The following is a 14,638-nucleotide window of genomic DNA, read 5'->3' on the forward strand; positions in this document are numbered from 1 at the left end:
TCGGAGTTTGTAAATTAGCTTTGAATAGCAGACGTTTTTTAATGTCGTGTAATGCCGGTTGGCATATATCAAAGATCGTGGTTATTGTTTGTTTTAATGGTGACAGTGTTTTGTCAGTTGGTGTCTGCCTCTGAATTTTTAAATGATTTGAATTTGCTTTAGCTGATTCTGGGTGAGGGCTATTTTTTGTTTAGCTGATTGACATAACAAATGTCGGCACAAATTTCTTTTAACCTGGTGACAGTGTTTTGTCAGTGGACGAATTTTTAAGCTGCTTTCTCAGAAAAACAATTGAGTGCACGCCAAATGGTACGTTCGTCTTTATTGAACTTGATTTCGGCCTCAAGTACTGCCTGGTTTTTAGAAATACCGCGCGTTTGTTGTTGGGCATTCACCCATAAATAAATTTCGCGATACACGAATACTTTAGTAGTGATGAATCCCGCCTTATACATGGCCGAGAAAATACCTTCATCAAACAGGGTGTTTGCGATTTGAATATCCATGAGGTTAGAGGTTAGAGGTTAGAGGTTAGAGGTTAGAGGTTAGAGGTTAGAGGTTAGAGGTTAGAGGTTAGAGGTTAGAGGTTAGAGGTTAGAGGTATGTTTTCTGTGATAATTGGCATAGTTTATTTACAGGTTTACGCGATTGATAGTTTGTGCAAGGATATTTTGTTGGTTGTTAATGTCCTTTACATCAACATAAACAGGAGGGAAGTTATTGATCATTTGATAGGCAAGGGTGTTGGCCAGATCTTTAACATCATTAACCGGTTGATTATAATAGCGGTTAGCATTACCGCCATCGGTAAATATACCACCTACAGCATAGCCGCGCCCTGGGTTAGGTATCGAAAAGTCGCGACCGCCATGTGCTACGTTTATAGCGCTTACCAGGTTACGCGCCCACGGGTTACGCATGGCTTCGGACACAACAATGGCTTCCCCTGAGCGGAGGTACGCATTTGTATTATCTGTACGGCTGTAACCAGGCAATAATGCTCCCCGACCGTCGGACTGATAGTGTAAACCGCCTTTTGCATATTGCGGTGGTTTTTGAGCTACTATAGTTGCAACCTGTAAAGCTGTAGACGCAATTATACCGGGAATTACAAAAGGAGCCAATACACCAGTTTGCGAAGTAGCTTTGGTAACAGCCAGCGCACCGTTAATAACAGCCTGAAGTATGGATGCTTTTTGTTCGGACTTAAAAGCTTTGACTTTTTCTGCAGCCTCCTTTTTTTGGTATTTATCCTCAATCGCTTTTTTCTGGGTATTTGTCAGGTTTTTATTGCTTAGTTCAGCTGCTTTGTCTTTTTCCAATCCTTTTACCCTGGCATCGCTTTGAGTTTTAATGTTATTTTGAATGATAGAAAAAGCTTTATCGGCCACTTGCTGTGCGTTTTGCAAGGCAAATTCTTTGCGTTGTTGCTCGTATTGCTGAGTTAATGTCGTAATATCCTTTTGCTTTTGATCTTCCAGTGCTTTGATTTTTTCGGCATTACCGGCAGCAAGATTTATTTCATAAGTGTATTTATCCTCAATAAGTTTTTTTTCCGCGTCTAATTTTTGACCAGGTAACAGTGCTTTATCAACTTTTTTTTGATCCCTTGCCATTGTATCCTCGTGTTGCCGTGCATCAATCATTGCTTGCATTTGCTTTTGCGCTTCAGCAAAGTCATTTTTATTGAAAAACTGGATCTTATTGCCAATTCCGAGGTGAAATTTTTGCTGAAGCTCTTCACTTTTTTTGTTGTATTCTTCCTGGCCGATTAGCTTTTTGTTAAACTGTTCATTTAGTAAGGCAAGCTCGGTATCATAGTTCTGTTTATCAAGTGCAACTTGTTTAGCAAAATCAATTGCTTTGGCTTGCAACAATTGAGCCATACGGGAGGTATCTACTTTAGGTTTCTTTTTATGCGGTGTGGTATCGGTATTAAAGTTATCCCAAAAACTCATCCCTGTTTTTTTTGCTATGTCGGCAGCTTGCTTTTGAAATCCTGCTGCTATTTTTTCTAATTGCTCCATTTCGGTTGTTGCGCTTGCCACTGCTTCAGCCCGTCGCTTTTCGGCTTGTCTTTTCTTTTCTTTATCAGCGGTTTCGCTTGTGTTTGGTATACCTCTTGATCCTTCACCGGCAGCGCCCGGGTTTCTGTTTAGAACGTCCATAACTTTGTCCCAAAAAGTAAGGGAATCATCATCAGACTTTAATTTGGCTTGTTCCGCTTCGTAAGCTTTTTTTGCCGCGTCCTGTAGTGCTGACTGTGCTGCCGCTTTATATAAAGTCATTTTTATATAATCAGGGCCATTTTTAGTTAATTTCTCTTCAACTTCGGCTAATGATGAGGCTTTGCCCATTGTTTTACCCAGAGTTTCATTATATTGATTTAACACATCTTTTTTCTTAAGAAAACTGTTGTTGGCTAAGTCAACGTTTATCTTTAACTCGTCTAACTGCCGGATGGCTTTTGAATAATCGCTACCACCAAAAGCCTTATTTAACGAATCCAGGCTGAGTTTTGCCTTATCAATTGCATCTTTGCCCTGGGTAAGGGACGTTATCCATTTCAGTATTGCGGGGCCGTAAATAGTTAATATTGTTAAACCCGCGCTTAGTACGTTGGTAAATGTAAAAACGCCGGCCTTTACGCCGTCGATAACTTTTTTCCATGTTGAAAAAGTAGAAGAAAGTGTAGACAAAGTTTCCTGAAATTTATTGCCGGATTCTGCTGCTGCTTTATTTTGTTCGTTTAGTTTACTAATTGAATCGGTTAGTTTGTTGAGATCTTTGTCTAAGGCGTGGACATTATCGGAGAAACTTTTGATCGGTTTGCTTAAACTGCTTATAGTTTCTTTTAAGTTAATAAACGCCTGGTTATATTTCTCAATCTGTTGATCGGGATGATTCATATCCGGGAATATTGAATCATCATTACGGGTATTTGCCATTTTAGCTTATTTAAAGTGGATTTGATTGGTTGTTTAAAAATTCACGAGCCTAATGATTAATGGTATTTAGATGGATGAAGAAGCTTTTATATTCGAAAAGAGATAATTGATGTATGTTTAAAATGCTAATTGGCATATTTGTGGCCGTTTTATCTATCAATTTATAGTAATTGATAGATAAAGTTTTTCTTATTCTCAAAAGTTCGTGTGATAATGATTAATCTTTTTTGCCTTGAATTTGGCGTATTGGCTTTTCTTCATTATAAAAGCTTTACTCAGCCGTCCATTTTTTTAAGGCTGAAAAATGGAATTATATGTTAGCAAAAAAAACAATTATACATGTACTAAGGCTTTTTTTTATAGTAGTCTTTTGGGTCGATTTTAGATATACTTTCTATTTTAAGTTCAAATTGTGGGTTTGAGAAAGTAGCTTCATCATGGTGTTCGTTGTTTTGGATTTCAACATCACCTGTTAGTGTTTTCTCCAACTCACCGGTTATTAACACCTTGTCGTCTTTTAATAGCTCTTTTAATTTGTTCTTAAGAGGGTCTTCCAGCTTAATTTGTGCAAATAACACTATGTTACTAAGATAGGGGTACTTTTGACCTGGATCTAAATCACCATCTTTTGTTAATAATAATGTTATTTCAATATGATCAACAGGGGCATTATGAACTTCAATTTTGCTAACGATAGCTTGCCATTTATTTACATTCGCATGTAATGTATCTGTTATAAATTTACTTAGCTGGGCTCGTTGTTCATCAAGTATTTCTTTTTTCTTTATTTCATTTTCTTCTTGTGAATAAAGAGAATCGGCTACGTGGAACTTTTTTATAAATGCTAATTGTTCTTCTGGCCGGCCATCAGTTATTTTAACAAGGGGCTTACAACCCACAACAATTAATGATGCTAATAATAGCAATCTTGATAGTTTCATTAAGTGATAATTTAGATTTTGCTAATTTTATTGGTAAATATACTATTTATATATTGAGCCGCAAACAATATTTAAAAATAAGAATTACCCCAGTTTCACTAATTCAACTTTTGTTGGCTGTCCCTTACGCCAACTGTCAATTTTATTAATGTAGTAGTAAGAACTGTCTTGTTCAAGGTATACCGGAATGAGCAGATCAAGTTCCAATATATCGCGTGGCGTAAGCAAAAAATATCTGACCACCTTTTTTGTTTGTGTAAGTATTTTTTCGAGCTGGGGGTAATATTGTGTTTTCAAACCTGGTAATACATTGCCATTGATCCCTGGCTTATCACAAAAGCAGAGATTAAATTCACCATCTGGCTTGTAAAAATAGGGTACGGATACAATGTCATTTACCTCTACTGTCTTTTCTCCGTCGGTAAATTTTACGGTAGGTGAGTCTTTGAGGTTTAATAGATTTAATTTCTGATCAATCAATATTCTTGGCGATGTACTGATACTAAAATCATTGGTGTCACTGTCCGGATCAAGCTTTTTAATTTGGGCTATGGTTCCGCCGGTAAAAGCCCGGTTAAGGGTAGGGGCAAACTGGCTTTCAAACAGATCTGCATTGGCGGGCAAGGTTTTATCTTTCACTATGATTTCCGAATCGGCCAGTTTTTTAGGCAATACATTATCATCGTCCCTGTATGTCATGTAATTAACCTGCGCATAACCGCCAAGTTGAAAACTTATGGTTTTACCCTGATCAATACATTTGCTTGTCCAGTTTTTTGCGATGGGAATATTGCTAACTATATCCGCGAATGAGTTAAAAGACACGGTTCGGCTGCTGTTGTCTGTTTGGCAAACTATCCCAAATCGTTGCAGCGTATCCTTCAATAAATCTTTCTGACTTATGTCCGGAAAAATACGTTCGCATTGAACCTGTTGGCCATACAAAACCGGTTTTTGATCAACATCAAACCTAAATGCCGCGCCCTTGTGAATAAATACCGTAGTATTGTAACGATGCAGGTGGTAAGTGATAAATACAGAATCGCCTTTGTTAAGTTCGAAATCGTACGTCAATTTTAAGTTTTTGACGGTTTCCGTACGTTCGCGGGTATTTGGTGGGTAAGCCTTATCAGTAAAGTTTATGGTTTGTCTGGTGGCCTCACTTTCGTGCCCGCTGGCATCGCGGTAGTTTATTATAAGTTCAAAATAACCGTTATCGCCGGTATTGGCCACGCCATGCATATCCAGATCAAGAATAAGGCTTGCGGTACCGTTAACCCGGTCGGTTGCATGGTATTCCTGAAAACCTATTGGCAATGTTCTGTCTGTATTATCATTGGCGTGCATACCTAACTGTCCGCCGTCAATTACAAGCTCCTTGTTGGTTACATACAATAACGAAGCTGATTTACTTAAACCATCAACGGAATTCTGAAAATCCGTACCATGTTCAAATTCGTCATTAGCAAACTGGCATATGAGTTTAGGATATAACTCGTTTTTAAGTAAGGAGCCACTTGCTTTATAACCGGTATTGCCGATCATGAGTTCGATTGCTGTTTTAATGAAAAAGCCGGGGCGCATAGTATAAACATCCAAAGGTTTATCAAAGTCAATCTCATTGATCGACCCATAGTCAACAACAGGCCAGATCCAGCCTTCTTCTTTTTTTTGCGATGCAACAATGGTTTCCAGGTTCCAGGGATGGTCATAAACCTGCCATGGCAGGTTTTTTCCTAAATTAGTAACCGAGCTGGTGCTGTCGCCCATATCGTAAATTTTACCTTCCAGCGCGTAAAAAAAATCAACATTACCGCTTAAGATCGTTACGTTGGCCATGTTCTGTTCAATACCGTTGAGCACAGCCAGTCCATAGGGGATAATTTCAAGCCCATCCTGTATAACTTTTGCCTGGTAATTATCATAGGGCAGGGCAGAGGTAAAAGCTATATCATCCGGAAAGCCGAGAATTTGCCGGTTACGTTGTGTTAAAGGGAGTTGAAACTGATTGCTGGTATTACCCTGCTGGTTTTTAACCTCGGCCAGGTTATTGATCTGGAAAGTGAGCGCGATAGGGGTATCGTCGCTTAAGTCGACCAACTGATCATTAATATAAAGTTGAATCTGGTTCATAGGATTGTTAGTAGAGGCTGTTTAAAAACAATTGGTTTGTTATCAATAATTTGTTAAGTTTATTTGTTGCTTTCGGCTCAGGGAGTAACCCTAAAATTGCATTTCAATGCATATGAAATTTTGCTTTGTAGTTGTTGCATTGGCTTGCTGCCTGTTATCCTGTAAAAAGGACAATAATGCCGCCAATCCTGAGGTTACCATTGTGGGCAAATGGTATCTGAAAAAATACCATACCCGCAGCTACAAGAACAACGTGCTGCTGAGGGATACAAGTCGGTCCAATTATAGCACTACTGATTTTGAAGTTTTTGATGCTGACGGCTCTGGATACACGTCAAATCTTACCCCAGCGGGCGAAACAGCCCTGATAAAATACAATTACACCTTAAATGGGAAAGTGTTAATAATAAGCCGTGATACGCCTGCTTTTTATGCCGGTACCTATACGGTTATTCAGCTTACAGAAAATACACTTGAGGTTACCTATGAAAGCTCAACCGTTTTTAATGGTGATCATTACCACGGAATTGATAACATACTTTTTAAAAGGTAGCCATTATTTACTGGGTTTGAATATTTATTGATGGCATATTGAACGTAACACTAAAAGGAGCCTGTCCGTTGCGTGTTTCATACTCACTGTAGGTTGCCGTATTGATTACTATGGTTTGCCATTTAACAGGGTTTTTATTCATCAACATTTGAACTTTTGGAGAATATTTTATGGATTGCAGCCCACGGATATCATTTACCGACAGGTCTTCGGCCATAACTTTCATTTTTTGCCCTGCGCTTTTGCTAATCACTTCTTCAATCCCTTGTTGGGTTTGCCAGTTTTGCACAAAGTTTTTGATGATGACTGCGTTCTGAACATCCAGGCTTACTTCCTGATTAAATACAAAACGATAGTAGTTCCAGGCGCCGCTCAGCCCGATCCATCTCAGATATACTGAGTTATCATCAACCGCGTTATCAATCCTAACGGTTTGTACCTGCGTTAAGGAATGTGTGCCCTTTTCATCGTCATACCTGATCTGGAGGTTGAAATAATATGCCTCAGTTGGAAAATTTGCATTGATGACTAACCGGTGCAAGCCCGCAAGACCTGTTAATGGCATTGTGAAAGAGGTTTGATTGCCGATGCTAAACCTGCTGCCATCTTCATTCAGGATCCATGAATTATCTTCATTTTGCAGATAATCCGGTTCTGAACTGCCGGGGAGTTGGTTCCGGTTGATATCAAGCAAAGTAAGTTGGCAATAGGGTTGAAGCGTTGACATCTCATCGGTATAAAGAAATCCGATATCAAATGGATATCCGGTGGAGTAAGCAGGTTCTTTAAAATCTGTTATCCACTGTGCGGGCGAATTGACATTAGGTACATAGGCGGCAAGGTTTCCGCCATATTTATCCCCGAGTTGTTTGGCAGCGTAAACTACATAGTACGGATGCTGAATTTGGTTGAAGCTGCTTGTAAAACCTTCGGCTGAGCCATCATCATAATGTTGAGCATATTCAACCGTAAATTCGGCACAGAGGTTTGTATCGCGGTAATCAACCTGGTTGTAATTATTGCTATCAAACGGGCGTAATAAGCTCTGTAAAAAGTTAGACAGATCAGCCTTAATCAATCCCGTATTATCTGGGCGGTTTACTGATTTTATTGTGGCTGATGCGTTGGTTAACGGATCGGTATAAGTAATACGGGTATGCAGTTCATAATATGGATACATGCTATTTATATTGATAAAGCCGGTATTATCGCTGCCTGTAAATGGTGTGTTAATCACAATGGTGCTTGTACCGATGATTTTCTCTACAACATAAACGCCTTTATATGTCGGCGTATTCAGGTAAACTTTATCACCTTCCTTAACTTTTGCCAATCCTGTATTAGTATCGTTAAAATTTGCATTAACGCTGATGCTCGCGTAGCCTTTTTCACTATCCGCCGTTGTGCTTTTTATTGTGAAATCTTTCCGTTGATAAGTAAATACAATCGGATTAAACGCCGCGTTCCAGCGGGACACATATCCGTCTGGAAGTGTAACGGAGGGATCGCCGGTTAATAGGTTTGCGGCCGTTGGGATACTTACATCCGCAGTATCGGTACATCCCAGTGGATTACTGTCTTTAACCATTACATGTTTTAATCCACCACTTAAACCTGTAAAAATTGCTGAGTTTTGCCAGTTTAGGCCCAGGTCTATACTATACAATATGGATGCAAAACCTGAGCTTGCACTAACTGTAATCTGGGCATCTGCAGCGCCGGGAGCCGACTCGCCCCTGTTAATATCGATATAATTTATTTTCAGATCGCAGACAGAAGGGTTAACGGGCGGGCTGCTTCCTGCTTTTACAGAAATTAAAGTGAACGATATGTAATCACTTCGGATCATATCGCCCTGGGGACTGTATTCAAAATCCCTGATCACTCCCGAATAAAGTGGGAATGATTGCCCGGCCACTATAACCGTGTAATTACTTGTTACCCCGTTTTGGTTACGCTGATAAGTCACTTCGCAATTATTTCCATTAGTCGGCTGCCTGGTGTCTGCGTCAATAATACTTATGAATACATCGCCCTGGTCTATCTGTCCGCCGTTTTGATCGGGGTAGGTTGTTGAGCTGATGATTTCATTTATTGTAGCTGTAATATTCATTTATTTATGAGTTTGTTTTAGGGAGGGAGTCATTTAAAAAATGTTGAAGTACATGGTTGATAGTGTTATAGTTAAACCAACTCCTGTGGTGTTAACATCAAACTTGTTATAAACCGGTACACATTTGGCTTTTTGCCTAGCCTTGATCCTGAAATATCTGCCTTCTCCTTCACGGTATTTAGAGGCTTTTACCACAAACTGATTGGCCATTTGCTGTGCCTGTGCTATGTAGGTTTCGTTGTCGGCGGTATACTGTCCAAAATCCGTTTTAAACAGGAACTCCATATAAACGGTAAATGTATTATCAACAGAACCATTAACCTGCGGACTGACCTCAATGGGTTGTGGCGGATAGAGAAATACGCATGGAAAGGTAATGTCGTCTGCAAGGGTATTTAATTCGGCCTGGGTGCCGTAGGCAAATGCCGGTTGGCCGTTAAGTGTTTGTACAATAGCTTCTATTTGGTTACGCATAATAATTATAGAGCCCAAATCCCCGGTTTGGGTTGGTTAATTGTGTTAATAGCCTTGCCAGGGATAAGGCACTTAAATTGAGGTTTGAGATAGTTCGCTGTACCGTTTTTGATACTCGGCCTCGGTTTGGTTTAACAGGAGTTTGGTGAGTACCCGCTCATATGGCATACTCATGATCAGGTGCCATTTGGTAATATCGCCACCGGCCAATGAGTTTACTGTATTGATATACTTGAATTTTTCGAACGATTGGATCCCCGCCCTTTTTTCAAGCGCGGTAGAAGCCGAAGCCAGAAGTTTGTTTTCGCTATCGATAAGTTCGGATAACATGTAAAAAAATGCCTCGAGATGGGCAGTGCCTCCGTTACCCGTAGCTTTTTTACTTCATCCATAAAGCTTTCAACCTCATATTCATTGTATTGTTTGCCTGTTGCCCGGCAGTAAAAATATTGCGCCAAAACCTGGCAGCATGCATTTAGCGAAGGGTTAAATTGCTCCTGCCAGTCATCTTCGCCATGGGTTTTTATATGCGTGTTTATTTCTTCGGTAATGATATCGCGTGCCGCCATAAAAGCGCCAGCAGGTTCAACCGAAAGGTTTTGCATTACTTTTACCATTGTTTCTTTGGGCGATGATCCATTAATGCCTGGTAATGTGAAAGTTACCTCTTTCGGGATCACATTGCTACTGTATAGGTATTTGATCTGGTTCGATAATGAAAACACTGTGTCGCCAAACTGGTGCAACTCATCATAGCTTTTGATATTCTGAAGCTCAGGAACAGGTATACCGGAAAGTATGCTGATCGCTTCAATGTCTGTTATATCAGTCTTTGCCTGCAGGTCCATCATTTGACCAAGGCTTATTTCATTTAGTTGCGTTGGCATCTGAATGCGAAGCTTACCCACTGTGGTTTTTACTATTCGTTCTATCATAATTAAAATTTGTATCGGTTTAGATCAAAATGCTCAGATCAGTCCGTGTAACGCATTTGTTTGTTGACTGCTTTGCTGTTGAGGCAGGCGTGATTGAAGTTTCCCGGCATTGCTTATTCTTAATTTATTAAGGGCGATATACCTTAAGGGATCTATCAAGTGGTTCCATGAATCAACCGGTTCATTAACGGTTTTGCCTGTTGTATCTACACGCCATTTGTAACGGTTAAGCTCATTACGAAGGTTTACACTGTTACGTGTTACATTTATTTTGTAACGCCTCAAGATATCAATAGAGTTCTTGACGCTGTCGGCGCCTTTTTTTGCGGCCGTGGTACGCCATCCCAGGCGTTTTAGTTCTTCAATTGATTTTGGTTCGGCGCTATCGGCAATGATCTCGTTGTTGATGCTTACCCCCGCTGCTTTTAATTTTGCAGATATATCGGTATTGGTTAAACCAGTTTCGTAAAACAATTCATTGGCCCACAACTCACCATTTTGCTGGTATAGCTCGATACAGCCGGTTTCATCATTTGTAAAACCGAAATCCAGGCCCAAGGCTATCAAACGGGCATCTGCCGGGATAGATTCGCAGATATGCCAGTTGTCAAATATCAGCCCGGTTATTTTGCCTGTTAAGCCGCGGGCGTATACCTTCCACAGCTCAATGTCAGCGGTTTTTAAGGCTTCTATTTTATCGTGCATTTCCTGTGCTAAAAAGGGATTATGCCTATGGTCGGATATAATAAGTTGTACGCCCGGTTTCCCGATCAGGTGTTCATGTACCCAAAAGCCGGAGTTTGGGTTATAGTCGATAAAAATGCGCTTTTTAGTGCGAAGGGCCAGTTCGGTATATACATCCCAGGTAAGGCCATTGGCTTCATTTATGAACAAATAATCACGCTTCCCGGACTTCGCATCCTGGCTATTATCGTAACTTTTGAACTCTATTATGCTACCGTTAGCGAACTCAAAAATACGATCACTTTTATTATAGTTTTTAATTTTTACCTGTAGAACCGGCGAAGATCCATATATATTCAACGCATCGCGCATAGCGCCTGCTTTAAGGTTAGGGATATCCTGGCCTACTATAGTGATTACCTGCTTGGGGCTTTCGCCGGCGATACAAAATAGCGCCTGTTCAATGGCAAATGTTTTGCCGCTGCTGGTACCGCCCTGATTAATCACTATGTGCGCGGTTGAAAGATAATTTTGTTTAAACAGGATTGAACACTGAAAACCTTCTGGTTCTTTAAGTGTAATTTCGGTACTTACTTCGTCATTGGTCATGATTATTAATTGTTTATCTGCTGGCTGAAGTGCTGTTGGATACGGATGTTATAGTTTTACATCTTTTTCGCTGTCGGCAGGAGGAGGGCCAGAGTTAACGATCTCTACTTTGAGGGTGTTTTCGGTTTCTGTATTGGTTGAGGCCTGCTCGTGTTTCTCGCTCCACCCCATACTTTTTAACGCGAACATTGCGCCTGTTGTATTTTGATGTAAATGTGCTTCATAGCTGGCTTCTACGCGCAAAATTCCTTGTTTAATAGCTTGCGAGAAGCGGCCATGCTGCACATGATCCTGAAATTCCTGACGGCTGTTAAAGCCAAGGGCGAGGGCTAATCCGGAGAGGGTGGCCGGTTCGGGCTCACGGTCCCAAACTTTGTGTTCAATAGTTTCTGCATTGTCTTTGTTGCTTTTTAAAGGTTTTTGTTCGAGGTGATATTCACCTTTTATAGTGTCGAAATATTTATCAATAAGCCGCTTAAGCTGGGCGGCATTATTGCAGGAAGATATATCGGATTTCATTATGTTATCAATGCCGAATGGCATAAAAGAATAATCAAATGTCGGAAATATATTTTACAATTACTAATTTTATTGGTAATAATTTTTGTGCTGATAAAAGCCCAAATGGTAAGTGGTAATTATGAATAAATGTAAATATTTTCTTTTTTAATAGAAAATATTTACATTTGTATATGAGCAAAGCAATCAAACACCGTAGTACGGCTATAGAAGCCAGGCAAGGGCAGGCGGCATCCCGTCCTTATGTATTTACCGATGCGCCTATGCAGGTTTTTAATGATCTGCTGGTGCCTTATGAAACCTATTTTAAATCGCCTTTAGCTAAACTTGGGGCTATAAAACAAGGGTTGCATTCCAATTCCATCACCGATTTACTAAAAGTAACCGGTGCAACTCAAAGTGATATTGCCAAATGGCTGCATATTACCGAGCCTACCTTGCGTAAGCATTTACAAAGCGCCCATGAGCTAAACCAGGGGCTTAGCGAGCATATCATTCAACTTTTTGAACTTTTTGATAAAGGCCTTGATACATTTGGTGCCCTTGATCAGTTTAAAGGCTGGTTAAAACAATACAATCCGGGTATCGATGCCATCCCTTATGAGCTGCTTGATACCATAACAGGTATTAGCATTGTGATAAGTCAGCTGATCCGCATTGATTATGGTGTTCTTGCTTAATATCAATTATTGAATTAATGATTTAGTGAATTGTTGATTACTATCAACAGAACTGTATTTTTGATCGCTAAATAGTTTATTAATCTATCCTTCTATCTTTTGAACGTTTACCGGATAAGTCAAACCAAATATGCGCATGACCGTAAAGGTTCAGGTATTGACGGCCGCTGGAATTCATTAGGGCAATACATGATCTACACGGGCGGTTCCCTGGCCCTTTCATGTCTCGAAAAACTGGCCCATTCACCAGGCACAGCTTTGTACGCCGGCGATTTCTCCGTCATTATATTTCAAATACCTGATAACCTGCCCATATTTGAGATTACTTTAAACCAGCTTCAAAAACTTAATGCCAATTGGTATAAGGTAATTAATTACCCTGCCACTCAAATGCTTGGCGATACCTGGTTGCGAAAAATGGAAACAGCTGTTTTGAAGGTACCCTCGGCAATTATCGACCTGGAGTATAATTACCTGCTCAATCCGGCTCATGCTGACTATAATAAAATAACCATCAGCAGTGTAAGTAAGTTCGCTTTCGACCCCCGGCTCAAGGCGCAATAAGACTTTGCACAAACAAATAACTTAAATAATTATTTTATAATTGCACGGATATAACCTTTACACATCCTGCATCGAATAATTATAATGGGTATTAATAAAACAGGCATTTTAATATTTGCAGGCTTGCTCATAGGCATACGGGTGCATGCCCAGGATCAAAAATACATCCCCATAGGGCATACTAAATATAAGGATACAATACTTGTCACCCATCCCGATACCACCTTTGATAAAGATATTTTTGATGTTATAGGATCCATTTTTGGCGAAAGCAAGAAGCCAGGTAAGGTTGACTCTGTAACTTCAAAACCTGTAATATCAATTATCCCTGCCATAGGATATACTTTGCAAACCGGCCTGGCCGGTACCATATCCGGCAATGTAATTTTCAGGTTAGCGCCAGATACGCGTATCTCCACAATCACAGTAAATCCTGCGTACACTCAAAATAAACAGGTAATTATCCCCATACAATCAAACATCTGGTCAAAAAACAATAAGTATGATTTTATCGGCGATTTCAGGTTTTATAAATACCCACAAAGTAGTTTTGGCTTAGGCAGTAATTCTGACAGGGATAACGAAAACCCCTTAGTTTATAGCTTTTTTCGTTTTCATGAGACTGTATTGCGCAATGTAACCGGGAATTTTTACGCCGGTTTGGGCTATATTTTTGATGATAGGTGGAATATGTACGAGAAGGGGCAGCTCAATGGAAAGGTATCGGATTATGAACGATACGGCCCCGTTAGTCATGCCATATCGACAGGGATAACATTTAGCGGATTGTATGACAGCCGCGATAACCCGATCAATGCATCGCGTGGGTTTTACAGCTCATTGCAGTACCGGGACAATTATACTTTTTTAGGAAGTACAACCGCCTGGCGTTCATTAATTGTTGACGTGCGTAAGTATTTCAGGTTTCCTGAAAGTTCAGATAACGTGCTGGCATTTTGGTCATACGATTGGTTGGTACTACACGGCCGCCCGGCCTACCTTGATTTGCCAGCCACAGGGCATGACCCAAGCTTCACAACCGGTCGCGGATATATACAGGGCAGGTTCAGAGGTGCGCAAATGGTTTACCTGGAAAGTGAGTACCGGTTTAAAATAATGCGCAATGGATTATTGGGCGGCGTGGCCTTTGTAAACGGCGAATCGTTTTCGGCAGCGCCAGGTACGGCCTTGCAAACTATGCAGCCCGGTTTTGGCGCGGGTTTAAGAGTAAAGCTAAACAAAGTGTCTAAAACCAATATTGCCATTGATTATGGTTTCGGGCGTGAAGGATCAAAAGGCCTGTTTATTAATGTAGGCGAGGTGTTTTAATTGCTGTATATTAATTTGACTGACAGTGTACCGTATACACGGTAGATTTTATTTTTTGTATTTATTGCGATTAAAAGGCCATAGAAACAGGTTGTTGTTTATTTGTTTTTTGCATTTTTATTAAAAGTGTGTTGTGGTACAATAAAATAGCAACTT

At 40.2% G+C, this 14,638-nt stretch carries 14 protein-coding genes; 4 read left to right on the forward strand and 10 right to left on the reverse strand.

Annotated elements, in window-relative coordinates:
- Positions 1-266 precede the first annotated feature (266 nt).
- From DEO27_RS04355 to DEO27_RS04370, 4 genes are all read right to left on the reverse strand, one after another.
- The gene (locus tag DEO27_RS04355; protein WP_112575215.1) at positions 267-506 is read right to left on the reverse strand and encodes a hypothetical protein; all 240 of its coding nucleotides are present in this window, start codon (positions 504-506) and stop codon (positions 267-269) included.
- Positions 507-632: 126 nt separating this feature from the next.
- Positions 633-2,948, reverse strand: a complete 2,316-nt coding sequence (locus DEO27_RS04360; protein WP_112575217.1) for a hypothetical protein — start codon at positions 2,946-2,948, stop codon at positions 633-635.
- A gap of 344 nt (positions 2,949-3,292) precedes the next feature.
- A complete protein-coding gene (locus tag DEO27_RS04365; RefSeq protein ID WP_112575219.1) occupies positions 3,293-3,889 on the reverse strand; it encodes a hypothetical protein in 597 nt (198 codons plus the stop codon).
- Positions 3,890-3,973: 84 nt separating this feature from the next.
- On the reverse strand, positions 3,974-6,022 hold the full coding sequence (locus DEO27_RS04370) for a hypothetical protein (RefSeq protein ID WP_112575221.1): 2,049 nt from the start codon (positions 6,020-6,022) through the stop codon (positions 3,974-3,976).
- Positions 6,023-6,128: 106 nt separating this feature from the next.
- On the opposite strand from DEO27_RS04370, the gene DEO27_RS04375 reads away from it, so the two are divergent.
- On the forward strand, positions 6,129-6,575 hold the full coding sequence (locus tag DEO27_RS04375; protein WP_112575223.1) for a lipocalin family protein: 447 nt from the start codon (positions 6,129-6,131) through the stop codon (positions 6,573-6,575).
- Between the two features lie 7 nt (positions 6,576-6,582).
- Here DEO27_RS04375 and DEO27_RS04380 read toward each other — a convergent pair whose 3' ends face one another.
- From DEO27_RS04380 to DEO27_RS04405, 6 genes are all read right to left on the reverse strand, one after another.
- The gene (locus tag DEO27_RS04380) at positions 6,583-8,688 is read right to left on the reverse strand and encodes a hypothetical protein (RefSeq protein WP_112575225.1); all 2,106 of its coding nucleotides are present in this window, start codon (positions 8,686-8,688) and stop codon (positions 6,583-6,585) included.
- 33 nt (positions 8,689-8,721) lie between these two features.
- Positions 8,722-9,162 carry a hypothetical protein gene (locus tag DEO27_RS04385; protein ID WP_112575227.1) on the reverse strand — a complete coding sequence of 147 codons (441 nt, stop codon included), beginning with the start codon at positions 9,160-9,162 and terminating at the stop codon, positions 8,722-8,724.
- A 72-nt stretch (positions 9,163-9,234) separates the two neighbouring features.
- A complete protein-coding gene (locus tag DEO27_RS31305) occupies positions 9,235-9,372 on the reverse strand; it encodes a hypothetical protein (protein ID WP_190295319.1) in 138 nt (45 codons plus the stop codon).
- 5 nt (positions 9,373-9,377) lie between these two features.
- Positions 9,378-10,097 carry a hypothetical protein gene (locus tag DEO27_RS04395; protein ID WP_112575229.1) on the reverse strand — a complete coding sequence of 240 codons (720 nt, stop codon included), beginning with the start codon at positions 10,095-10,097 and terminating at the stop codon, positions 9,378-9,380.
- Positions 10,098-10,130: 33 nt separating this feature from the next.
- Complete coding sequence (locus tag DEO27_RS04400) at positions 10,131-11,390, reverse strand: PBSX family phage terminase large subunit (protein ID WP_112575231.1); 1,260 nt, start codon at positions 11,388-11,390, stop codon at positions 10,131-10,133.
- Positions 11,391-11,438: 48 nt separating this feature from the next.
- On the reverse strand, positions 11,439-11,909 hold the full coding sequence (locus DEO27_RS04405) for a terminase small subunit (protein WP_190295320.1): 471 nt from the start codon (positions 11,907-11,909) through the stop codon (positions 11,439-11,441).
- Positions 11,910-12,082: 173 nt separating this feature from the next.
- On the opposite strand from DEO27_RS04405, the gene DEO27_RS04410 reads away from it, so the two are divergent.
- The 3 genes from DEO27_RS04410 to DEO27_RS04420 all read left to right on the forward strand — a co-directional run bounded on the left by DEO27_RS04410 (position 12,083) and on the right by DEO27_RS04420 (position 14,482).
- The gene (locus DEO27_RS04410; RefSeq protein WP_112575235.1) at positions 12,083-12,589 is read left to right on the forward strand and encodes an antitoxin Xre/MbcA/ParS toxin-binding domain-containing protein; all 507 of its coding nucleotides are present in this window, start codon (positions 12,083-12,085) and stop codon (positions 12,587-12,589) included.
- A gap of 99 nt (positions 12,590-12,688) precedes the next feature.
- Positions 12,689-13,153 carry an RES family NAD+ phosphorylase gene (locus DEO27_RS04415; protein WP_190295321.1) on the forward strand — a complete coding sequence of 155 codons (465 nt, stop codon included), beginning with the start codon at positions 12,689-12,691 and terminating at the stop codon, positions 13,151-13,153.
- A gap of 84 nt (positions 13,154-13,237) precedes the next feature.
- Positions 13,238-14,482, forward strand: coding sequence for a hypothetical protein (locus DEO27_RS04420; protein ID WP_112575239.1), 1,245 nt, complete (start codon positions 13,238-13,240; stop codon positions 14,480-14,482).
- The last annotated feature ends 156 nt before the right edge of the window (positions 14,483-14,638 follow it).

The organism is Mucilaginibacter rubeus (genome assembly GCF_003286415.2).
Taxonomy (GTDB): Bacteria; Bacteroidota; Bacteroidia; order Sphingobacteriales; family Sphingobacteriaceae; genus Mucilaginibacter; species Mucilaginibacter rubeus_A.